General features: G+C 62.1%; 19 protein-coding genes. 14 read left to right on the top strand and 5 right to left on the bottom strand.

Translation table 11 applies throughout. The features are described 5' to 3' along the window. Positions 1-49 precede the first annotated feature (49 nt). The 3 genes from nirD to NKJ08_RS11390 all read left to right on the top strand — a co-directional run bounded on the left by nirD (position 50) and on the right by NKJ08_RS11390 (position 3,922). On the top strand, positions 50-379 hold the full coding sequence (nirD, locus tag NKJ08_RS11380; protein ID WP_352781779.1) for a nitrite reductase small subunit NirD: 330 nt from the start codon (positions 50-52) through the stop codon (positions 377-379). Between the two features lie 4 nt (positions 380-383). Then, positions 384-3,332 carry a nitrate reductase gene (locus tag NKJ08_RS11385; RefSeq protein WP_352781780.1) on the top strand — a complete coding sequence of 983 codons (2,949 nt, stop codon included), beginning with the start codon at positions 384-386 and terminating at the stop codon, positions 3,330-3,332. A gap of 104 nt (positions 3,333-3,436) precedes the next feature. After that, the gene (locus tag NKJ08_RS11390; RefSeq protein WP_352522562.1) at positions 3,437-3,922 is read left to right on the top strand and encodes a hypothetical protein; all 486 of its coding nucleotides are present in this window, start codon (positions 3,437-3,439) and stop codon (positions 3,920-3,922) included. Between the two features lie 27 nt (positions 3,923-3,949). Here NKJ08_RS11390 and NKJ08_RS11395 read toward each other — a convergent pair whose 3' ends face one another. Then, entirely contained in the window at positions 3,950-4,981 is a 1,032-nt protein-coding gene (locus NKJ08_RS11395) for a hydroxyacid dehydrogenase (RefSeq protein ID WP_352781781.1), read from the bottom strand. Positions 4,982-5,158: 177 nt separating this feature from the next. Between NKJ08_RS11395 and NKJ08_RS11400 the strand changes: the two genes are divergently transcribed. Together NKJ08_RS11400 and NKJ08_RS11405 are read left to right on the top strand one after the other, a co-directional pair. Continuing rightward, positions 5,159-6,595 carry an aldehyde dehydrogenase family protein gene (locus NKJ08_RS11400; RefSeq protein WP_352781821.1) on the top strand — a complete coding sequence of 479 codons (1,437 nt, stop codon included), beginning with the start codon at positions 5,159-5,161 and terminating at the stop codon, positions 6,593-6,595. A 46-nt stretch (positions 6,596-6,641) separates the two neighbouring features. Then, positions 6,642-7,223: a DUF1349 domain-containing protein gene (locus tag NKJ08_RS11405; RefSeq protein ID WP_352781782.1), complete on the top strand. Its 582-nt coding sequence runs from the start codon at positions 6,642-6,644 to the stop codon at positions 7,221-7,223. Positions 7,224-7,261: 38 nt separating this feature from the next. Here the strand turns inward: NKJ08_RS11405 and NKJ08_RS11410 are convergent, their stop codons facing one another. After that, complete coding sequence (locus NKJ08_RS11410) at positions 7,262-8,014, bottom strand: SDR family NAD(P)-dependent oxidoreductase (protein ID WP_352781783.1); 753 nt, start codon at positions 8,012-8,014, stop codon at positions 7,262-7,264. Between the two features lie 194 nt (positions 8,015-8,208). Beyond that, positions 8,209-9,174 (bottom strand): TIR domain-containing protein, encoded by a 966-nt coding sequence (locus NKJ08_RS11415; protein WP_352781784.1) that lies wholly within the window; start codon positions 9,172-9,174, stop codon positions 8,209-8,211. Between the two features lie 192 nt (positions 9,175-9,366). Between NKJ08_RS11415 and NKJ08_RS11420 the strand changes: the two genes are divergently transcribed. Further along, positions 9,367-10,638 carry an O-antigen ligase family protein gene (locus NKJ08_RS11420; RefSeq protein ID WP_352781785.1) on the top strand — a complete coding sequence of 424 codons (1,272 nt, stop codon included), beginning with the start codon at positions 9,367-9,369 and terminating at the stop codon, positions 10,636-10,638. 118 nt (positions 10,639-10,756) lie between these two features. On the opposite strand, the gene NKJ08_RS11425 is transcribed toward NKJ08_RS11420, so the two are convergent. Together NKJ08_RS11425 and NKJ08_RS11430 are read right to left on the bottom strand one after the other, a co-directional pair. Then, entirely contained in the window at positions 10,757-12,037 is a 1,281-nt protein-coding gene (locus NKJ08_RS11425; RefSeq protein ID WP_502895987.1) for a polysaccharide biosynthesis/export family protein, read from the bottom strand. A gap of 113 nt (positions 12,038-12,150) precedes the next feature. Further along, on the bottom strand, positions 12,151-12,828 hold the full coding sequence (locus NKJ08_RS11430) for a sugar transferase (RefSeq protein ID WP_352522568.1): 678 nt from the start codon (positions 12,826-12,828) through the stop codon (positions 12,151-12,153). A 346-nt stretch (positions 12,829-13,174) separates the two neighbouring features. Between NKJ08_RS11430 and NKJ08_RS11435 the strand changes: the two genes are divergently transcribed. From NKJ08_RS11435 to NKJ08_RS11470, 8 genes are all read left to right on the top strand, one after another. Beyond that, positions 13,175-13,705, top strand: a complete 531-nt coding sequence (locus NKJ08_RS11435; protein WP_352781786.1) for an exopolysaccharide production repressor protein — start codon at positions 13,175-13,177, stop codon at positions 13,703-13,705. Positions 13,706-14,156: 451 nt separating this feature from the next. After that, positions 14,157-15,179 carry a glycosyltransferase family 2 protein gene (locus NKJ08_RS11440; RefSeq protein WP_352522570.1) on the top strand — a complete coding sequence of 341 codons (1,023 nt, stop codon included), beginning with the start codon at positions 14,157-14,159 and terminating at the stop codon, positions 15,177-15,179. Between the two features lie 270 nt (positions 15,180-15,449). Further along, positions 15,450-15,851, top strand: coding sequence for a hypothetical protein (locus tag NKJ08_RS11445; protein ID WP_352781787.1), 402 nt, complete (start codon positions 15,450-15,452; stop codon positions 15,849-15,851). A gap of 142 nt (positions 15,852-15,993) precedes the next feature. Continuing rightward, complete coding sequence (exoK, locus tag NKJ08_RS11450) at positions 15,994-16,860, top strand: endo-1,3-1,4-beta-glycanase ExoK (protein WP_352781788.1); 867 nt, start codon at positions 15,994-15,996, stop codon at positions 16,858-16,860. Between the two features lie 61 nt (positions 16,861-16,921). Next, positions 16,922-18,253 (top strand): UDP-glucose dehydrogenase family protein, encoded by a 1,332-nt coding sequence (locus tag NKJ08_RS11455; RefSeq protein WP_352781789.1) that lies wholly within the window; start codon positions 16,922-16,924, stop codon positions 18,251-18,253. A 31-nt stretch (positions 18,254-18,284) separates the two neighbouring features. Beyond that, positions 18,285-19,364: a glycosyltransferase gene (locus NKJ08_RS11460; protein WP_352522574.1), complete on the top strand. Its 1,080-nt coding sequence runs from the start codon at positions 18,285-18,287 to the stop codon at positions 19,362-19,364. Positions 19,365-19,553: 189 nt separating this feature from the next. Next, entirely contained in the window at positions 19,554-20,723 is a 1,170-nt protein-coding gene (locus NKJ08_RS11465; protein ID WP_352781822.1) for a glycosyltransferase, read from the top strand. Continuing rightward, positions 20,720-22,183, top strand: a complete 1,464-nt coding sequence (locus NKJ08_RS11470; protein ID WP_352781790.1) for a lipopolysaccharide biosynthesis protein — start codon at positions 20,720-20,722, stop codon at positions 22,181-22,183. Before NKJ08_RS11465 ends, NKJ08_RS11470 begins: the two co-directional genes overlap by 4 nt. Positions 22,184-22,222 lie beyond the last annotated feature (39 nt).

Genomic DNA, 22,222 nt, shown 5'->3' on the forward strand with positions numbered 1-22,222 from the left:
GTGGAAACCGGTTTTCGGACAAGAACACGCGCAAATGAGGAATGGCCACATGAACTGGGTATCAATCGGCACGCTCTCGGACATTCCGCGTCGCGGTGCGCGCTGCGTTGCCACGCCGGAAGGCAAGATCGCCGTTTTCCGCACGGCCGACGATCAGATCTTCGCCATCGACGACCATTGCCCGCACAAGGGTGGGCCACTCAGCCAGGGCATCGTCCATGGCGCGGCAGTGACCTGTCCCTTGCACAATTGGGTCATCTCGCTCGAAACCGGCAAAGCGCTCGGCGCCGACGAAGGTGCGGTGCGCACCATTCCGGTGCGGATCGACGGCGAGCGTCTGTTCATTGCGCTGGAAGCGCTGGCCAGCCGCGCGGCGTGAAACCATGGAGATTGATGAAGCGCGCGAGGTGAGGACCACCTGCCCCTATTGCGGGGTGGGCTGCGGCGTGCTGGCGAAGGTCGCTGCGGACGGCGAGATAACCGTTCGCGGCGACCCGGACCATCCGGCCAATTTCGGCCGGCTCTGCTCGAAGGGTTCGGCGCTGGCCGAGACCATCGACCTCGACGGCAGGCTGCTCCATCCGGAAACCCACGGTCGCCGCACCGACTGGGACGAGGCGCTCGACCTGGTCGCGTCGACCTTCTCGCAAACCATCGCCGAGCACGGCCCCGATGCGGTCGCCTTCTACGTCTCCGGCCAGTTGCTGACCGAGGACTATTACGTCGCCAACAAGCTGATGAAGGGGTTTGTCGGCTCGGGCAATATCGACACCAATTCGCGCCTGTGCATGGCCTCGTCGGTCGCCGGCCACCGCCGCGCCTTCGGCTCCGACACGGTACCGGGCAGTTACGAGGATCTGGAGCTTGCCGACCTGATCGTGCTGGTCGGCTCCAATCTCGCCTGGTGCCATCCGGTGCTCTACCAGCGCATTGCCGCTGCCCGGGAAAAGCGGCCCGAGATGAAGGTGGTGCTGATCGACCCACGCCGCACCATGACATCAGATATCGCCGACATGCATCTGGCGATCGCGCCCGATGGCGACGTTGCTTTGTTCACAGGGCTGCTCGCCTACCTCGGCCAGCACAACGCACTGGACCGCACCTATATCACGGCGCACACGACCGGCTTCGGGCAAGCTCTTTTCGCCGCCTCGGCGCTCGACCTTGCCGGCATCGCCGCGGCCACCGGCCTTGGTGAGGATGAACTGGCCCGCTTCTACAGCCTGTTTGCCGCGACGGCGAAGACGGTCACCGTCTACAGCCAGGGCGTGAACCAGTCGTCTTCGGGCACCGACAAGGTCAACGCCATCATCAACTGCCATCTTGCTACCGGCCGCATCGGCCAGCCCGGCGCCGGGCCGTTTTCGGTGACCGGCCAGCCAAACGCCATGGGCGGCCGCGAGGTCGGCGGCATGGCCAACATGCTGGCCGCCCATATGGAGATCGAAAACTCCGAGCACCGCGACCGCGTGCAGCGCTTCTGGAACGCCCCAACCGTCGCCGAAAAACCCGGCCTGAAAGCGGTCGAGATGTTCCAAGCGGTGGCCGACGGACGCATCAAGGCGCTGTGGATCATGGCCACCAATCCGGTCGATTCGATGCCGGATGCCTATGCCGTCGAAGCGGCGATCAAGGCCTGCCCGTTCGTCGTTGTCTCGGACGTGCTGGGCGAGACCGACACGGTACGCCACGCTCATGTCCGGCTGCCGGCGGCGGCATGGGGCGAGAAGGACGGCACCGTCACCAATTCGGAGCGCCGCATCTCGCGCCAGCGGGCTTTTTTGGCGACGCCCGGCGAGGCGAAGCCCGACTGGTGGATCATCGGCGAAGTGGCGAGGCGGATGGGGTTCGGCGAGGCGTTTTCGCATACGTCGCCGGCCGATATCTTCGCCGAACACGCCGCGCTCTCGACATTCGAGAATGGCGGCGCCCGCGACTTCGATATCGGCACCTATGCAGGTGTCGACGGAAATGCCTATGAAGTGCTTGCTCCGTTCCAGTGGCCAGCGCCGGCCTCACCCTCCCCCTTGAGGGGAGGGTCGGCGCGCGCGTTGAGCGAAGCGAAACAAGCGGGACGGGGTGGGGTCGGTGGTGAAGTCTCGACCTCTCAGAGCCGCCTCAACGAGGTGGAGTCCAGTCGTGCCGACCCCCTCTGGCCTGCCGGCCATCTCCCCCTCAAGGGGGGAGATCAGCTACCGCCTCTGCCTTCGCCAAACTCAGACGTTGCAGGAATGAGCGGATCGCAGACGCTGCCGATCTCCCCCCTCGAGGGGGAGATGGCCGGCAGGCCAGAGGGGGTCGGTACGACCGGATGCCAGCCCGTTCGCTTCTTCGCCAACGGCGGCTACTACACGCCCGACCGCAAGGCACGCTTCATTGCCATCCGCCCAACCGCACAAACCCGCACCAGCCCGGACTATCCCCTGGTGCTCAACACCGGGCGCGTGCGCGACCACTGGCACACCATGACGCGGACCGGCAAGAGCCCGCGCCTGTCGCAGCATATGGCCGAGCCTTTCGTCGAAATTCACCCGGCGGATGCGCAGCACTTCGGCATCGGTGATGCCGACATCGTCCGCGTATCGTCGGTTTATGGCGAGGTGCTGGTCCGCGCGCTGGTGACAGTGCGCCAACGCCAAGGCTCTGTGTTCGTGCCGATGCACTGGACGGACCAATTTTCCGCCCGTGCGCGTATCGATGCACTGGTCGCGCCCATCACCGATGCGATTTCAGGCCAGCCGGCCTCCAAGAATATTGCTGGCCGGATCGAGCGGTTCGCCGCCACGGCCTTCGGTTTCGCCGTGCTTGCCGAACGGCCCGCCTCCATCGACGCCGAGTATTGGAGCCTCGCCCGCTGCCCCGCCGGCTGGCGCCTCGAAATTGCGCTGCAGTCCGGCCGCGACTGGACCGGGTTTGCCGCCGCGCTGTTCGGCCCGGAAGGGGAAACGCTCGCCTATCACGACATCGCCGGCGGGCACCATCGCTTCGCCCGTTTCGCGGGCAGTCGGCTGGTCGGCGCGCTCTATCTTGCGCCCACCCCGGTGGCGGTGTCGCGCGGCTGGGCAGTGGAGCAGCTCGGCACGGACCACGCCGATCGGCAGGCGCGGCTGGCGATTGTCGCCGGACGGCCGGGCGGCAACAGCGTTGACCGCGGCGCCATCGTCTGCGCCTGTTTCGGGGTCGGCGCCAATCAGATCGCGGAAGCGGTGCGCGGCGGCTGCACCAGCGTCGCGGCAATCGGCACCGTCCTTCACGCCGGCACCAATTGCGGCTCCTGCCGCGCCGAGATCAAGACCATCATCGACGGCCGGCGTCTTCAAGCTGCGGAGTGAATGCGCCGAGGAACTCTGCCGCGCCGCTGCATGATGCTTACTAGCAATTTACAAACCATGGGCTACCAACGTCCTGACTTCGATTCGTTCGGAACGGGAGCCTCATGAGCAAAGCCCTGACCTCATTCGCGCTGGTCGCCGTGCTGACGGCCATGCTGATGGCGCTCAGCCTGGTCGTGGCCAGGCATGGCTATCCCTATGGCGCGATCGGCGCCAAGCGCCTGAGCGACGTCGTCGATGCGGGGACGTTCATTCCGCTCGCGGCGGTCTACTTTTTCAGCGCACTGCTGATGATGGTTCTGCCGATCAGGCTTGCCGGCATCGTCCTGACGCATGCCGCCGATGCGATCTTCTGGGCGGTGATCGTGTTGTTCGCGGTCATCATTGGATGTCTCGCCGCCAGATTTGCTTTCGGTCAACGCGATGTGCTCTCGGCACTGCTGAACTGGCGCTTCCTGTTTGTCGCAGCCGTCGTCGGATGCCATCTCTTCATCAACGAGCTGCGGCGCAACATCCTGTTGAGAAGCCTGTTCTTCGTCGTCTTCGCCGCAGCGACACTGGCCTGTTTGTTTTGGTCCTTCACGGTCTGAGCATGTGCGACCATCGGGACAGACGGCTTAATTCTTGTCGACCGGCTTTGAACGCATCCGCGAAACGGTCTCACGCTCGGCCCGTTTCGAACGCATCGGCGGCAGGCCGCGATCGATCAGGTCCATGTCCTCCAGCACCATGTCGCCCATGCGCTTGAAGGCGATGTCGAGCGCGCCGGCCCGGTGGGCGGAGCGCAGGAACCCCGGCAATGTGCGGACCGGGTGGTCCCGGGCCAGCGGCTCCTCCGGGAAGACATCGCTGGCGGCGACGATATGGCCGCTGCGGACCGCATTCATCAGCGCCGGAAAATCGACGACGCCGGCCCGGCTGAGCAGGATGAAAGCGGCTCCCTTGCGCATCTTCGCGAACGCCTCGGCGCCGAGGAAACCCTGGTTTTCGCTGGTCACCGAAGCGACGACGAAGACGAAATCGCTGTTCGACAGAACGTCGTCGAGCGAGGCCGGCTCGACGCCGTTGTCGATCAGGATCGACGGCGGCAGCCACGGATCGAAGACTTTCGTCTGCGTGCGAAAGCCCGACAGCAGCCGGTTGAGCGCACGGCCAAGATCGCCGAAGCCGATAATGCCGACATCCGCGCCGGAAAGAAGCCGCGCCGTCCGGTTGCCGTCGCCGCCCCACAGCTCCTTGCCCTGACGGAAAGCGAGGTCGGCGTCGACGAGGTCGCGGGCGAGGTTGAGCGCCATGGCAAGGCCGAGCTCGGCCACCGGCTCGGCAAACACCAGGCCGGTGGTGACGACATGGATGCCGCGCGAAAACAGCGTCTCATACGGCATGTTGTTGATGAGGTTGCTCTCGACATTGAAGACGCAGCGCAGCGCCTTCATTTTCTCCAGCGTCTCCGGCGTGATCGGCGGCTGGCCGACGATGTAGCGGGTCTCGGCAAGCACATCAGCCGGCAAGGCTGTGACACCTTCGGACGATGTTTCGACGATGCGGTATTTCGATCGAAATTTCGCCAGCGCAGCCGGCGTGAAGATCAGGTCGAGTGTGCGTGGCTCCGGTGCGCTGATCACCAGCGGCAAGGCGCTGTCCGACATGATACTTTTCCTCCCGTGCGATCCGCGTCGCAGCACATTAGAATCATCCTCACCCGCCTCGACACCTATCACATGCCTGTCGAGGAGGAGAAGTTTGCCCGCCTTTGGCCTTGCGGTGTGGCGGTCGGTGGTCCAGATAGACGGCGATCGAAGGACGACAAGGAAGACAGCGACATGATCCCGTTTCGAAAGAACCTCATCGATGGCGAGTGGGTGGGCGATGCCGGCTCCCGCAACATCAACCCGTCCAATCTCGACGACGTTGTCGGCGAATATGCGTCGGGGGGCGCCGAGCAGGCCCGGCAGGCCATCGCCGCGGCGAAAGCGGCATTTCCGGCGTGGTCTCGATCGGGCCTGCTGGCACGCCATGCTGTGCTGAGGAAGGCGTCGGACGAGATCACCGCGCGGAAGGATGAAATCGGCCGGGCGTTGGCGCGCGAGGAAGGCAAGACGCTGGTCGAGGGCATCGGGGAGACCGTCCGGGCAGCCCAGATATTCGACTTCTTTGCCGGCGAGGCGCTGCGCCTTTCGGGCGAACTGGTTCCGAGCGTGCGGCCCGGCGTCGGCGTCGAGATCACCCGCGAAGCGGTCGGTGTGGTCGGCATCATCACGCCATGGAATTTCCCGATCGCCATCCCGGCCTGGAAAATTGCCCCGGCGCTGGCCTACGGCAACACCATCGTCTTCAAGCCGGCGGAACTCGTTCCGGAGAGCGCCTGGACCATTGTCGACATCCTGCACCGCGCCGGCCTGCCTAAGGGCGTGCTCAACCTGGTCATGGGCAAAGGTTCGGTGGTCGGCCAGGCCATGCTCGACAGCCCTGACCTCAACGCCATCACCTTCACCGGCTCGGTCGGCACCGGCAAGCGCGTCGCTGCCGCCAGCGTCGAGCACATGCGCAAGTTTCAGCTCGAAATGGGCGGCAAGAACCCGTTTGTTGTGCTCGACGATGCCGACCTTGCCGTCGCCGTCGATTGCGCCATCAACGGTGCCTACTTCTCGACCGGCCAGCGCTGCACGGCGTCGTCCCGCCTGGTGGTCACGGACGGCATCCATGACCGCTTCGTCGAGGCGCTCAAGGATCGCCTGGCCAAGCTGGTCGTCGGCGATGCTCTCGACGCGAAGACCCAGATCGGGCCGGTTGTCGATCAGAGTCAGTTGAAGCAGGATGAAGATTATATCGCCATCGGCCGCCAGGAAGGTGCCGATCTGGCCTTCGGCGGCGAGCGGCTCGATCGCGAAACCCGCGGCTTCTATCTGCAACCGGCGCTGTTCACCGAAACCACCAACGCCATGCGCATTTCACGCGAAGAGATCTTCGGACCGGTCGCCAACGTCATCCGCGTCAAAGACTATGACGAGGCGCTGGCGGTGGCCAACGACACGCCGTTCGGGCTGACGTCGGGCATCTGCACATCCAGCCTCAAGCATGCCACGCATTTTAAGCGCAATTCGGAAGCCGGCATGGTCATGGTCAACCTGCCGACGGCGGGCGTCGACTTCCACGTGCCTTTCGGCGGGCGCAAGGGATCGAGCTACGGCCCGCGCGAGCAGGGCCGCTACGCCGCGGAATTCTACACCACGGTGAAGACCGCTTACACGTTTGCCGGCTAATCAAGGCGGCACTCACCCGGGATCAGCCAGGCAGGCGAGCAAGTCGATGACATCTGAGAATACGGACCTGACCTGGCTCAATCCGCCGCCGCACCACGAATTCGGCGACAGTACAGTGCATGTGCGGACCCGCAAGGAGACCGACTTCTGGCGCGAGACGTTCTACGGCTTCTGGCGCGACAACGGCCATTTCCTCTATCGTGAGGTCGAGGGCGATTTCAGCGCCGAAGTCACCGTCAACGGGCGCTATGAAGTGCTCTACGATCAGGCCGGGTTGATGGTGCGATTGAGCGAAACGCACTGGATCAAGGCCGGCATCGAATACACCGACGGGCTGATGTATTTTTCCGTCGTCGTCACCAACGATGCCTCCGACTGGTCGCTGGCCAACATTCCCGCCGATCCGGACGGCGTCAGGATCCGCTTGACCCGTCACGCCGAGACGATCCGCGTCCAGTATCTGGACGCGTCCGACAAGCAGTGGAAGCTGGTGCGGCTTGCCTATTTCCCGCCATCGAAAACGGTCGATGTCGGCATGATGTGCTGCTCGCCGCAGCGGGAGGGCTTCGAGGTCACATTCAGCGATTTTTCGATCGGCCCGCCGATCTCGCGTGAGCTTCACGACTGAGGCTTCGCGCCCGGGAGCGGCTTGCCTTGCCGCTCGCCTCAGTAGGTCGCCCGGCCGCCGGAGACGTCGAAGACGGCAGCCGTCGTGAACGAGCATTCCTCGGACGCGATCCAGCAAATCAGCGCCGCCACCTCCTCGACCTCGCCGAACCGCGCCATTGGTATTTTCGATAGCATGAAGTCGATGTGCTGCTGGCTCATCTGCTGGAAGATCGCGGTGCGCACGGCTGCCGGCGTGACGCAGTTCACCGTCACCTTGGTCTTGGCCAGTTCCTTGCCGAGCGATTTAGTCATGCCGATCACCGCCGCCTTGGAGGTACTATAGGCCGAGGCGTTCGGGTTACCTTCCTTGCCGGCAATCGAGGCGATGTTGACGATCCTGCCGTAATTGCGTTCGAGCATATGCGGGACCAGCGCCCTGTTGCAGAAGAAGACGCCGTTGATGTTGATGTCGATGACCCGGCGCCAATCCTCCACGGAATACTCCCAGGTCGTCATGTTCGGCCCCGTGATGGCAGCACTGGTGACAAGGATATCGACCGCGCCAAGCACTTCGATCGTCTCTCCGGCGGCGGCTTCGACCGCTACGGGGTCGGCGACGTCGAGGGTCACGCTGTGCAAACCTGGAAGAATGGCCTTGGCCTGCTCGATCTGGGCGGCATCGCGATCCCAGACCGAAACACGCCCGCCTTCGTCAACGATCCTTTGCGCGATGGCTAGGCCGATGCCTGAGGCGCCGCCGGTAATAACAGCAGATCGTCCGGCAAATCGTCCCACGAAACTCATCGGCATGTGGTCTTTCCTTGCTGGCTTATCCGGTAGGCGTTGGCCGGTCGCCATCGGCGGGAATGTGAAGTCAACGGCGGACAAGTGCAAGTCGAGATCTGGAGCCTCCGAGCGGGTTCATAGTGGGCCAGGAGGGCGGCTTAAAGGCGTCGCAGGGTCAAGCACCGGACGGGTCGGAGCGACTTCCATGCCCACCGGGTTCAGACGTTCTTGATCGATTTCCAATGGCTCAGCCGCTCCGCGATCAACTCCACGCGCCGCTGATTGTCGCGCCCGTCCAGGATGCTCAGATCCTCCGGATCGGCGCGCAAGTAAACACCGGAGGTCCGCGCGTTCAGTTTTGGCGGCGTGTCCGCTCGCGTGGTGAAGTACCCGGACGCGCGATCAGCGGACTCCAGCCGGATCTCTCCTGTCCCGAACAACTGCGATGCGTTCGCGTCCAAGGGCCGTTCTCCATTCCAAAAGTAGAAGATGCCGGGAGGCTCCTTTCTCTCCTTCACCGCTTCGCTCCAGTATCTGGCCGATAGGCTGCCATTCTCTTGCCATGAGCGGCCGGCTAGCTCCAGCGCACCATCGCGGTCTCGCGAAATCCGCAAGAGGCTCACGGCGGAAGGCTCCCTCACGCTGCGCTCCGTCAGGGAAAACTGCCACCAAAGGCCCTCGATGCGGGCGACGCGACGCTCGTTCCCGATGGCTTTCCGCAGCTTTTGGTTGACCGCTCTCATCTCCGCGCCGGTCGTCGCTTCGCCGTACCGTACAGAGGTGAGGCCGAGCAGATCGCTTGGAAGCTTGGAGCCATTGGCATGGAGGATAAACGTCCGGCGCATTCCGAGAACTCCGCCAAAAAGGCCGGCTTCGAAGACCACATTGTCTCGCGGTGAAGCTTGAGCTGACGCCGCAGCAGGCGAAGCCGGCTGGCTCGCACTGGTCCAGTCGTCCTGAGCGAACACAAAAGCGGCGAAGTCGACTTCACGCGTAAGCTCGAGGAGGCGCTCCAGGGTGGTTGTCCCGGGATTGAAGGACGTCGTCCAGGGCTCCACGTTCGCGATGTCTTCGAGGCCGCGAGTCAGCGCCTGCAGCAGTTTCTTCTGCTTTCCTGACGAACCCAGGAAGATTCGAGGTTTGTCCATCTGTGTCCCCTCCGCCTGTGTGACCAGCGTCTGCAAATTATTTCTCTTTCCGTCCGCTGTTGGCAAGCCCTGGGCGCCACCTGTCAGCCGGCCGGCATGGCACGCGGTCGACGCCGTCTTTGGGTGACAAATGGCGAGAGTTGGGTTATATTGCGCTGCACAATAATCGCTCGCGTATGACGCGTCCACGACTGCGTGGAACTGCAAGGACGGAAAACCGCTACCGAGATGAAGATCCCAAAATCTCTGTTGATCGATCCGAACAAGAATACAGCCTATGGCAGCTTTGCCGTTGCCGTCTCGATCTGGGCGTTCTCCTACTCGACCATTTTCGGCCAGACCATGATCCTGGCCTATTATGCGGTCTGGCTGCCGCTCATCCTGGTCGACTACCGGAAGATATTAAGGCACGCTTCCAGCGCCTGGCTTCCACTGGCGTTTGCGACCTATGTCTGCTTCTCGGTGTTCTGGTCGGCAGCTCCCGGCACCACGGCAAGGACGGCCATCCAATATTGCTCCCATATCGCCTGCGCCTACATTGCCGCGCGCACCGTCAGCGTCCGGACCTTGACCATAGGCGCCCTGATTGGGATCTTTGTCGTCCTGCTCTACTCGCTCAAGGTCGCGAGTTATTCCTACGACGTTCTCGACGGGACATATAATTTCGTCGGTGCATTCAGCTCCAAGAACCAGATCGGCTTTGTCGCATCGCTTGGCATCTACTTCTGCGTTGTCCACCTGGCTTTTCTCAGGCGCGGCCGCATAAGCTTTTTATTGATCGTACCGATCGTCCTTCTCTCGGGCTATTTGCTGGTCGTGTCGCATTCGGCCACGTCAATGGCATCGACCCCGGCAGTCCTAGCTCTGGTCGCCCTGCTTTCCATCGGCAAGCTGCTTTCGCTTCGCCACCGGCGGGTGATTTTCGTGATCGGTGCGGGCGGGCTGGTCGCCTGCACTGTGATTGCCCTGAATCTCGGGCTCATGGATTTCGTCCTTGGCCTCTTCGGCAAGGATTCGACGCTCACCGGACGGACCTACCTCTGGCAGCAGGGCTGGAACGCCGCGCAGCAATCGCCCATCCTCGGTGTCGGCTACGCAGCCTATTGGGTGCAGGGTTTCTCCGAAGCCGAGCGCCTATGGAACGAATTCTATATCGCCGCACGAAGCGGCTTCCACTTCCACAACACCTACATCGAGACCTTGGTGGAACTCGGCTTCGTCGGTGCGACACTGCTTTCGCTGATCATCCTGCGTACGCTCTGGGGTCACGTCTCGGCGCTGATATTCAGGACATGGCAAGCCGAGTCGGTGATTCTCGCCGGCGTGATGGTGCTTCTATTCATACGGTCCTTCGTCGAGGTCGAGACCCTCAATCCCTACATCATGGGATCGTTCCTGCTGTATTACAGCTACTTCAAGCTGGTTAAGGTGCCGGCCGTCGCCCGTTCCCGGTGGGCCGCGGTAAACCATCTCGAGGAGCCGGACGCCGTGCGAAGCTAGAGCCGATCCGAGCTGTTCGTTGCCCGAAGGCTGTCTTGTTTTCTGATCCATAAAGACCAAGCCCAAAACCCCGCAGACCGCTGTCTGCGAGGTGGGTGCTTCACTCCGTGGAAGAAAGCTACTGAATGGCCAAAGGCGCCGGTTTGACCTTGATTACGTCCCCTGGCAGCACCGGCGTGTCTTCGCCGGCGGTGATTTCGCTGGTCTTGCCGTCGACCACCCGCACCAGGGAAAACGACATGGCGGGTGGTTCGTTGTTGCCATAGAGTTGCGGCATGGGGTTGCCCGACAGGGCTTCGGACATCAAGCCCTTTTCCATATTCAGCTTTAGCGTCGTTTGGTTGAGATCGGCCTCTGTCTGTTGCCGGTCGGTCGCGAGGCCGGCATTCTGGGTGTTCTCCAGGTCGATGGCGTCCTGGGTAGCCTTGCTGATCGACTGCTTGGCCGTGAGGATAGCCGTGTCGTAATCCAGGATCTGGCCTTCGAGGTCGGCGATCGTTTGCTGCGAGTTCAAAACCCGCGTGTTGACGACCAGGCCCTTTTGCGCCAGCGAGCCGATGCCGTTGAGCTGTTCCTTCGCCAGATCGACCTGCTTCTGCTGGTTGACGATCTTTTTCTGCAGCGAATCGATCTCGCTCTGCAGCAGCGTCTTCAAATCATCGAGCGCCTGCAGGCGCAGCTTGAGCTTTTTCTGGTCGGCCGCCAGGATTGCCATCTCGTCGGCAACGATGCCCGGCAGCTTCGGATCGTCGGCAACTTCCTTCGGCACGTCGAATGCCGGTTTGTCCGCCAGTTCCGCTTCGATGCGCGCGCGCCTGACGATCAGCCGGACCTGCTGGTCCTGAAGCACATCGAAATCGCCCTTGGCATTGATCAGGTCGCGGTCGAAGCGCTGGCCGCTATCCGGGTTCCGCCGGGCTCCGCCGGCAATGCTCATCGCCTTCAGCACGGTCAGCCCAGGCACGCAAGGATACTGGCCGGGCGATTGCACCTCGCCGGAAATGTAGAACGGCCGGTACTGCGCCATTTCGACGGAAGCCTCCGGCCTGTCGGCCAGAGCGAGCTTGCGCTGCAGCGCCTCGCCGAGCGATGCCGCGATCTCCGAAGTCGTCTTGCCGGATGCGGGCATCTCGCCGACGAAGGGCACCGACAAGGTTCCTGCCGGCCCGACCGTGTATTCTCCATTGATGGCCGACCAGTCACGGAACGTGCCTTCGACGGTCTGCCATTCCGCCACGCGGATGGTCAGCTTGTCCTGTGAGCCAAGCCGATAGTCGTCGGCGGCGGCAAACTGGGGCAGGGCCAGCGACAGCGCGAAGCACGTCGCTAGAAGCCGCACGCGGCGCGTGCGTCTGGTGAGAAAGCTGGTGCGAGAGATTTCGAAGGTGTCTGCTTTCAATGAACGGTTCCGATCCGATTTGCCCCGCCCGATGAGCTGCCGATGCTTGAAACCCGAGTTCGGGGCCTGAATTCTGGACAGTCGCTCCTCGATCCATGGCCGGCATGCGGCCGTCAGTAGCAGCCTCGCGACATCCAGACCGCAGGTACTGTCTTGATGATGATGCGAATGTCTTCGAACATCGACCAGTTCTCGACATAGTGCCGATCGAACGCGACGCGGCTGTCGTAGGAAACATCGTTGCGTCCGCTGACCTGCCAGAGTCCGGTCAGGCCGGGGCGCGATTTCAGGTAATAGACGGCCGAACTGCCATAGATCTCCAGTTCATCACGCACCACGGGACGAGGCCCGACCAGGCTCATATCTCCCTGCAGGATGTTGATGATCTGCGGCAACTCATCGAGGCTGAGCTTCCTCAGCACCGCTCCGACGCGCGTGATCCGCGGATCGTTCTTCAACTTGCGGGTCGCCATCCATTCGGCGTTGGCCTCCGGATTCGCGGCAAGATAGGCAGCAAGCACCCGCTCGCCGTCCGGAACCATGGTGCGGAACTTGAGGCACGGGAAAATCCGTCCTCCGCGGCCGATCCGGCTATGACCATAGAAAATCGGCCCGCCATCGGAAAACCTGACAAGCAGCGCTATCATCACGAACAGCGGGCTGAGAGCAACCAGGCCGATCAGTGAACCGGCAATATCGAAGCTGCGTTTGAGCAGGCCGCCGATCGGTGGCGGAAAATCGATGCCAGCCTGCGAAAAATCCGCGTCGGCCGGCTTGGCTACGTCCCTCATGCGTAAACTCCATACGTTGAACGGATGGTTTACCGCACGATACCAAAAAAATGTTGCAGCGCAACACACAATTTCCCAGCCGGCTGTAATAGTCGCGTCATGAACTGACTAAATAATAAACGCATCCTGCACAAAATTTCGCCTTTATGTCACAAAAGAGACCGACGATGGGCAACTTTGAAAAAACTAGTCCATTTTTGAGGCGCCTTTTAGGCGATTCGCTCTTGAGACCCTGTTATCGAGCTTTGACGTCATTTAGAATCGCCCGATATGGCCTGACATTATGGTAAAATACTAGATAATACTATTAATCTTACTGGAGCGAGTCCATATCCGGCAATCATTGGTGACAGCTACGTGTGCATTGCACCATGGCGGAGTCGATCCCGAGGATTCGCTTAAAATTATTCGTGGCTGCCCTTGCCGCCTATTGCACACCTTAATAGAGTTGCAAATTGTTTCTGTCGGAGTATGGACAGATTGGGCAAGGTCGGAAGCAACCGGCCACAAGCGGGCAACCTTAATAAGCTCGCAGAGTTTAAGGGAGGTGCTCGGGGTGGGCTTATCGACAATTTTTCCCGAGCCGGTTGACGGGCTATCGGGTATGTCACTGCCAAAGTTCATTATCGGCATGGTTTTTGCACTGGCGATCGTGGTCGTCTGGTCCTATTTGGGCGGCGCCTCGCTCGGCACGACGCTTTTTCGCGTCATCGGCTGCGCCATAGTCATCCAACTCGGTTATTTTCTGCTGGTCTTTGCCATGGTCGCAAGAAATGCCCCGACCCCGGCCGACAAAATTCGCGACGCAGAACGAAAGCTGAGTTCGAACGAAGCGGCCGAAGGCGAGAAATTCAGCGCCAGGAGAGGCCTTCACTGATTTCGGGCCTTGGCCGCGGTCAGCGATGTCGATGTGACCTGCGGTTACGCTGGCCAGCCCTCTGACGAACTGCTCGCCTCAACAACACCGGCGTCGGCATCCCTGTTCTTTCAATTCCTTGATACTCCGGGCCTCGACGCGCTCGCTCTCCGTCGCCGCCGTCCAGTCGCGAGGATCAGCAACTGGTTTCGGCCGGTCGAGCGCTCTGATGGAGCGTGTAGGAACGGCTCTGCCAAGCGGCGCATTTCGGGAGCCATCCCGATTGAGGCTCGCCGCCTGCCCAACCGCGCCATGACACCCAGCAAATGAAAAACTGGACGGCGCCGATGATTTTGGCGATGCTTGCTTCGCACTTGCAGCATAGGCATTTGGCCGATGCATGTCAGACGGGTGGTGAGGCATTGAGCGGGGAGGGCGAAGAAATCCGCAACGACTTCTGCAATCGAGAGGCATGTCCATGACATCATCCCAGGTCTGCGTGATCATCGCCGCCCGCAATGCGGCGCGGACAATCCCGGCTGCCATTGCATCGGCATTGCGCGAGCCGGAGGTTGCGGAAGTCGTCGTCGTCGACGACGCGTCCACCGACGATACCGCGAAAGTCGCCCACGCAGCCGACGACGGCACGGGCCGCCTTTCGGTCATCCGCTTCGACGTCAATCGCGGCCCCTCCTTTGCCCGCAACGCCGCGATAGCCGGCTCCAGGTCGCCGTTCATCAGCATTCTGGACGCTGATGATTTCTTTTTCGAAGGCAGGTTTCACAGACTGTTCGCCAGCACCGATTGGGATTTCGCGGCAGACAACATCATGCTTGTCAGGGATGACGCGGCAACCGACGTCTCGAAAATCGTCGCTCCACCGTTTTCGCCCGAGCCGGAATTCCTCGATTTCGAAGGTTTCATCGACGCCAACATCTCCAGGCGCCGTGTGCAACGAGGGGAACTGGGCTTCCTCAAACCCGTGATCAGCCGCGCCTTCCTCGATCGGCATGGGCTGCGCTACGACGAGAAGCTGCGCCTGGGTGAAGACTACGAACTCTACGCGCGTGCGGTTGCGCATGGCGCGCGCTTCAAGGTCATCAAATCCTGTGGCTACGGCGCGATCGTGCGCGCCGATTCGCTGAGTGGACGGCACAAGACCCAGGACCTGAAGCATTTGGCCGATGCGGATCTGGCACTACTTGCGATCGACAGTTTGCCGGAGGGATCGAAGGCTGCGCTGAAACGGCACGAGCGGCACATACGCGACAAATACCGGTTGCGGAAATTCCTCGATGTGAAGGCCGAGCGCGGGCTGGCACCGGCTGCGGCCTACGCCTTGGCCGGTCCGTCCAACCTCATGGCCGTCGTCCGCGGCGTTGCCGCCGACAAGCTGGATGCGCTGTTTCGCCGCGCCGGCCTAGCCGCGAAGCGTCAGCATGTGCCGCCGCTGCGCTTCCTCATGGCCGGAAGCAGCACGGCCAGCGAACGCTAGGCTCGTCAACGTGGCGATCCCGGTAGTCATGCCCTTACCCTTCGGTCGGCTCGCCCCATTTCGACGAGATTTATGAGTTTACGATCTAGGTGGTTGCCTATGCGCTCGGGGAATGGCAATCTATGTTGCGGTGCAGCAATTTTGGACGGCGAACCGAACGGGCCAGACACATCCCCTGTCAGAGGAGCTGGACGATGCAAGAAATGTCTTTTGAACGTGGACGGGCGCCAAGGCCGGTCACCAGCTCGACGATGAAGGGGCGCTGACTGCATGGCCTCGATCTTCGGCTTCAAATCGAGAGATCCGGCGCGCGACAGGCAGACCGACACCTCGCGCCTTGATCGTCTGGCAAAGCTGCTCGACCAGATCGCCGCCGAGGTCGAGGCGGAGAAGAGCGGACTAGAGAACCGCTACAGGACAACGGCCACGAATGCCGCCTTCCTGGTCGAGGCAATGGAGAACGGAGCGGTCTCCTCCCGCAGGTCCTCCGAAGTCGGCGAACTGACCAAGTCGATCCTGAATTGCGAGCGGCGCATCGCGGCGCTCTCGCGCCAGAAGCAGATGATGAACGAGCTCCGTCATTCGCTGGATGCAATCTTCGATGAGAATCGGCAGAACGGTCCAAACATAAGGATCGATTTTGCCAAACCCGCCGGTCCCGGCACAGGTTGAGCGAACATCCTGGGTCGGCGCCATACGCAATGGTTTTGGGCACGCGACAAGGAGCTTAGGGGCGACAGAGGTCAAGATCAGCTTGTTTCGCAATGGTTCGAACGATCGCTTTGGGGGTGCACAGCACAAAGGTGAGTTTGATATGAACGCAGATCCTAAAAGCACGTCCACCCCGCCAACCAGCGGCACCTCGTTCACACGCCAGATGCGAGGCAAACTGCGGCGGCTCTGTCCAGACAGGGCGTTTCTGCTGGTCGTTCTCGGCAGCCTGGTTGTGGGCTTGGCGCCCGCCCGTTCCCAGGATCTCCCGACCGCGCCGTCTTTTGTCGATGATTTCACCAGCATCAGTCGCGCGCGCTGGTATATTTCCGACGGCTGGACGAATGGCAAGCATCAGAACTGCACCTGGTCCAAGAGCCTGATCGGGCTTTCCGACGGCATGCTGACGCTCGGTTTCGAGAAGCGCAAGCTGAAGGATCGCGAATTCGCCTGCGCCGAGATCCAGACCAAGCAGCGCTTCGGCTACGGCACCTACGAGGCGCGGATGAAGACCGACACGGGCTCAGGCGTCAACGCGGCATTCTTCAGCTTCGTCGGCGATGCCGACAAACAGCCGCATGATGAGATCGACTTCGAGGTGCTGACCAAGGACACGTCCAAGGTCCAGGTCAACGCCTACATAGCCGGCAAGGGCAAGAACGAGAAGCTGGTCGACGTCGCCGGCGGCACCGACAAGGCCTTCAACGACTACGCCTTCGTTTGGGAAAAGGACCGGCTGCGCTGGTACGTCAACGGCAAGCTTGTCCACGAGATCACCGATCCCGCGAAGCTGCCCACTCATTCGCAAAGAATCTATTTCAGCCTGTGGGGCACCGATACGCTGAAGGGCTGGATGGGGCCGTTCTCGGATCCGGGCCGCAAGCTCACCATGCAGGTGGACCGCGTCGCATTCACCGCACTTGGCCAGCCCTGCCAGTTCCCGGAATCGCTGGCATGCAAGACGAACTAAAAACGCATCTGAACCGGCCGAGCCGAAGGCGGTCCGAAGCTTTGAACAGGAATGAAATCGAATGAATTTGACTGTCTTTGGAATTGGCTATGTCGGTCTTGTACAGGCGGCGGTGCTTGCCGAAGTCGGCCATCAGGTGGTCTGCGTCGATATCGATGCGAAAAAGGTCGAGCGGCTCAACCAGGGCCATATCCCGATCTTCGAGCCCGGGCTCGAAAACATGGTCAAGGAGAACCATGCCGCCGGCCGCATCACGTTCACCACCGACGCCGCCGCGGCGATCAGGCATGGCCAGATCCAGATGATCGCCGTTGGCACGCCTCCTGGCGAGGATGGTTCGGCTGACCTCAAATATGTGCTGGCCGTCGCCGAGGCCATCGGTCGTGAGATGGACGCGCCCAAGATCGTCGTCGGCAAGTCGACCGTGCCGGTCGGCACCTGCGAAAGGATAAAGGCCAGGATCGCCGAGACGCTGAAGGCGCGCGGGCGCGAGGATCTGGCTTTCGACGTCGCCTCCAATCCGGAATTCCTCAAGGAAGGGTCCGCTGTGAGCGACTGCATGAAGCCCGACCGCATCATCGTCGGCACCAGCAACGAGGACACCGAGGCGGTGATGCGCGAGCTCTACGCCCCGTTCAACCGCAACCACGAAAAGATGATCGTGATGGACGTGCGCAGTGCCGAGTTCACCAAATACGCGGCCAATTGCATGCTGGCGACCAAGATCAGCTTCATGAACGAAATGGCCAATCTGGCCGAGCAGCTGGGCGCCGACATCGAGGAGGTCCGCAAGGGCATCGGCAGCGACCCGCGCATCGGCTACCACTTCATCTATCCGGGCCTCGGCTATGGCGGCTCGTGCTTCCCGAAGGACGTGCGCGCCCTGATCAGGGCCGCCGAAGCCGTCAAATTCGACGCCAAGCTGCTGCGCGCTGTCGAGGAGCGCAACAACCAGCAGAAGTCGGTCCTGTTCGAGAAGGTGGATCGCTATTTCAAGGGCAATCTCAGGGGCAAGACCTTTGCGCTGTGGGGCCTGGCCTTCAAGCCCAATACCGACGACATGCGCGAGGCCCCGGCCCGTACGCTGATGGAAGCGCTCTGGGCCGCCGGTGCCAATGTGCAGGCCTACGATCCGGAGGCGATGCAGGAATGCCAAGCGATCTACGGGTTGCGCGACGACCTGCAGCTGTGCGGGACCAAGGAGGCTGCGGTACGAGGAGCCGACGCGCTCTTGATCGTGACCGAGTGGAAGAGCTTCAGCGCGCCGTCCTTCGATGCGTTGAAGGACGCGCTGACCACGCCCGTCATCTTCGACGGCCGCAACATCTACGACCCCAAGGTCATCGCCCGCCACGGCATCGAATACCACAGCATCGGCAGAATGGCGGCGTGACGATAGGGCGGTCCAGCAAGGAGCCAGGTCCATGAAAGTTCTGTTTGCAGGCGGCAACGGCTACACGCCGCAGTTCAGCGGTGGCGTTCAGTCGAGCACGCACCATCTGGTCGAGCAGCTGCGCGAGCACGGTCATGACGCCTCCGTTCTGGCGGCGCTGTTCGGTGATGGCATGTTCGGTTTCAAGGCGCGCGCCAAGATGAAGCTGCTTCGCCAGCGTGCGGTCATCGACAGCTATCCCGGCTATCCGGTCGTGCGGGCATGGTTTCCCTGGGAGGCGGCGCGCTTCGCGGTCGAACGGCTCGATCCCGATGTCGCTGTCGTGCAGTGCCACAAATCGGTGCCGATCGGAAAAGCGCTGCAGGCGCTCGGCGTGCCGCTGGTGGTCTACCTGCGGAATGTCGAATTCCACGAATTGGCCGGTGACCTGCGCGAATTGCATTCTGCGCTCTATATCGCCAACTCCGAATTCACCGCGCGCACCTATAAGGAAAAGTTCGGCATCGATTCGACCGTAATCCCGCCGACCATCAATCCCGGGCTCTACAGCACGCCGACGACCGGTGAATTCGTCACACTGATCAATCCTTACAATGAAAAAGGGTTCGAACTCGCCGTGCGCATCGCCGGCCAATGCCCCGAAATTCCGTTCCTGTTCGTCGAAAGCTGGAAGCTCGACGACGACCACCGGGCGCAGATCGAACAGGTTATCGCGCCGCTGCGCAACGTCAGGCTGGAAAGCCGCACCAGCGATATGAAGACGGTCTATGGCCGCACCAAAATCCTGCTGGCGCCCAGCAAATGGGAAGAGGCCTGGGGGCGGGTGGCATCCGAGGCCCATTGCAGCGGCATTCCGGTCGTCGGGTCCCGGCGCGGCGGCCTGCCGGAAGCGATTGGCGCCGGCGGCGTGGTCCTCGATTATGACGCACCGCTCGACGACTGGGTCGCCGCGGTCAGGCGGCTATGGAGCGACAAGGCCGAGTACGACCGGCTGTCGGCGGCGGCGCAGCTGTTTTCGGAGCGGCCGCAGATGAACCCCGACATTCAGTTCGCGACCTTCCTCGGCGTTCTCGACAACGCCAGGCAAGGCGCGCTGGAGCATGCCGCCTGATGCATTTCGCCCAAGAGCATGCATGTCGCCCAAATGCCTGCCTTTGCGCCTGACCCAGGGGTGCGAGCGGCTTTGGGACAACGACACGCACAACAGCAGACGCTTGAAGCGCCTCGCACGACGGCGACGGGCTTCAATCTCTATCCGCGCGAGCAGATCTCTGACCGGCCACGAAAGATCGTCCCCTCGATGAAGATTTGCTTCGTAGTTGATAAGTTTCCGTCATTGTCGGAGACCTTCGTCCTCGACCAGATAGCCGGGTGCCTCGAGCGCGGGATGCAAGTGGGCGTCGTCTGCAACGAGACGTCCTTCGGCAAGGATCGCAACATCGACGATCACCGCTGGCAGGCGCTGCCTGGGAAGGTCGTCTGCTGGTGGGGCGGACTAGGGCGCTTTCGCCCGACGCTCAGGAGATGGTCCGGCAGGTTCTGGGATAAACTCTCGACCGCCATCGACATCGCCTTCGCGCGCAAATTGCAGAACGCCGACGTGATCATCGCGCATTTCGGCAATAATGGCATGCGCGTCGCCCGCGCCATGAAACGAGGCAGGATTTCAGCTCCGCTGGTGACCATATTCCACGGCCGCGATGTCGGCGAACCGCTGCATGACAACACGCTCACGCGCTACAAGGTCGTCTTCGAAAAGGGCGTTCTCCAGCTGCCGGTGAATGCGTTTTTCCGTGACGCCCTGATCGGGGTCGGCGCGCCGCCCGCGCAGGTTAGGGTCCACCATATGGGCGTGCGGCCGGGTGAGATCGACTACCACTGGCGCTCCTGGGACCGGGACGGGCTGTCCTTCATCTCCGTCTGTCGGCTGACCGAAAAGAAGGGCATCGAATTCGCCCTTCGCGCGCTCGCCAACCTGCCGCGGCGCGACTGGGTCTATACGGTGATTGGCGGCGGCGAATTGCTGGAGGAGTTGAAGAAGCTCGCCTTAAATCTCGGCATTGCCGACCGGGTGACTTTCCTCGGGCCGCGCCCGCACGCCGAGGTCAAGCAGCGCCTGCGCGATGCCCATGTATTCCTGCTGCCCAGCGTTGCTGCGCAGGACGGCGATCTCGAGGGTATTCCGGTGGCGCTGATGGAAGCTATGGCCGCCGGGCTGATCGTGGTCAGCACCTATCACTCGGGCATCCCCGAGCTGATCGAGGATCAGGAGACAGGCTTCCTCGCACCGGAGCGAGACGTTGCGGCGTTGGCCCGCAAGCTTGTCTGGGTGGCCGAGAACCCGGAGAAATGCGAGCGCATCGCACGTGCGGCGCGCCGCAAGATCGAGCAGGATTTCAACGCGGACGCGCTTAACGAACGTTTTGCGCAGATCGTCACGCAGCTGGCCGAAGCCAGGCACCCTGCATGAACGCCAACCCGCCCCCCCAGTTCGGTCGCGTCGCCCTGCGCGGCGGCGTGGTGACGATCGGCGCGCAAGGCTTCAAGATGGCGATCCAGTTTCTCTCGGTGATCGTGCTTGCCCGTCTGCTCGTCCCCGAGGATTTCGGTCTGGTGGCTTCCGTCGGGCCGATCGTGGCCTTTGTCGGGCTGCTTCAGAACCTTGGCCTCCAGCAGGCTGTGGTCCAGCGCAAGGATATCAGCGCAGAGCAGCTCAACCAGGTATTCTGGATCAGTGCGTTGGTTGGGCTGGGCAGTGCCGTGGTGGTGGCATGCCTGGCGCCCGCCATCGCTGCCTTCTATGGCGATCAACGTATGGTCGGGATTACCATCGGCTCTGCCTTGCCGCTGCTTCTTGGTAGCCTCGCCGCGGTGCCGCTGGCGTTGATGAACCGTCATTTGCGCTTTGGCCAGCTCGCGCTGAACGACGTGATTACCGCCGCAGCCGGACTTGCGACTACCGCAGTCGCAGCCTATGCGGGGCTGGGCTATTGGTCGCTGGTCATCGGCCCGGCGGTTTCTGCCGTTGTCGCGCTGGCGGCGGCATGGCAGGTGGCGCGCTGGACGCCGTCGCGGCCGGACCTGAAGGTCGATACCGACATATTGTCCTTCGGCGCCAATCTGACCGGCTTCAACCTGGCCAACTTCTTCTCGCGCAATCTCGACAACATCCTGATCGGAAAATATTCGGGCCCGATCGAGCTCGGTTATTATGACCGCGCTTACAAGCTCCTGCTGTTCCCGCTGCAGAACATCAACCAGCCGCTGACACGCGTGATGGTGCCGCTGCTGAGCCGCATCCATGAGGACAAGGCGCGGTTTCGCGACATCTATGTGCGAACCAACTGGATGCTGGCGGCCGTCACCATGCCCGGCATCGCGGCGCTGACACTGACGTCGGACCAGGTGGTGGGGCTTCTCTTCGGCGAGCGCTGGACAGCGGTGGCGCCGATTTTCGCCTGGCTGGGCATCGCCAGCCTGATCCAGTCCGTCTCAAGCACCACCGGATGGATCTTTATCTGCCAGGGCAAGACGAAGACCATGTTCCACTGGGGCATCTACTCGTCGCTGACGACGGTCGCCGCCTTCATCATCGGATTGCACTGGGGCGCCGTCGGCGTTGCGGCGGCCTATGCAATCAGCGGCTACGTGCTGCGCGTCCCGGTGCTTGCCGTCCTGGTCCACCGGGTCGGCCCGGTGACCGCAGCCGACTTCCTGATCATGCAGGGGCTTTTCATCGTGTCGTCGCTGCTTGCCTGGTCCGTGTACCGGTGGCTGCCGGCATCGCTGACCGGCCAGTCAGACCTGCTCGCGGTGGTCTTGGCGGTTGCCCTCAACTATTCGATCGGCCTGATCCTCATGCTTGCCCTTCGCCAGTCGCGCAGCGCCCTGTTCACCACGCTTTCCAGCGCCATGCGCAACGCCCGCTAGGCGAGCGAGCACCGGTCTCAAAAGCTCACCTGCCGACAT

Source organism: Mesorhizobium sp. M0244 (genome assembly GCF_040321795.1).
Lineage (GTDB): Bacteria > Pseudomonadota > Alphaproteobacteria > Rhizobiales > Rhizobiaceae > Mesorhizobium.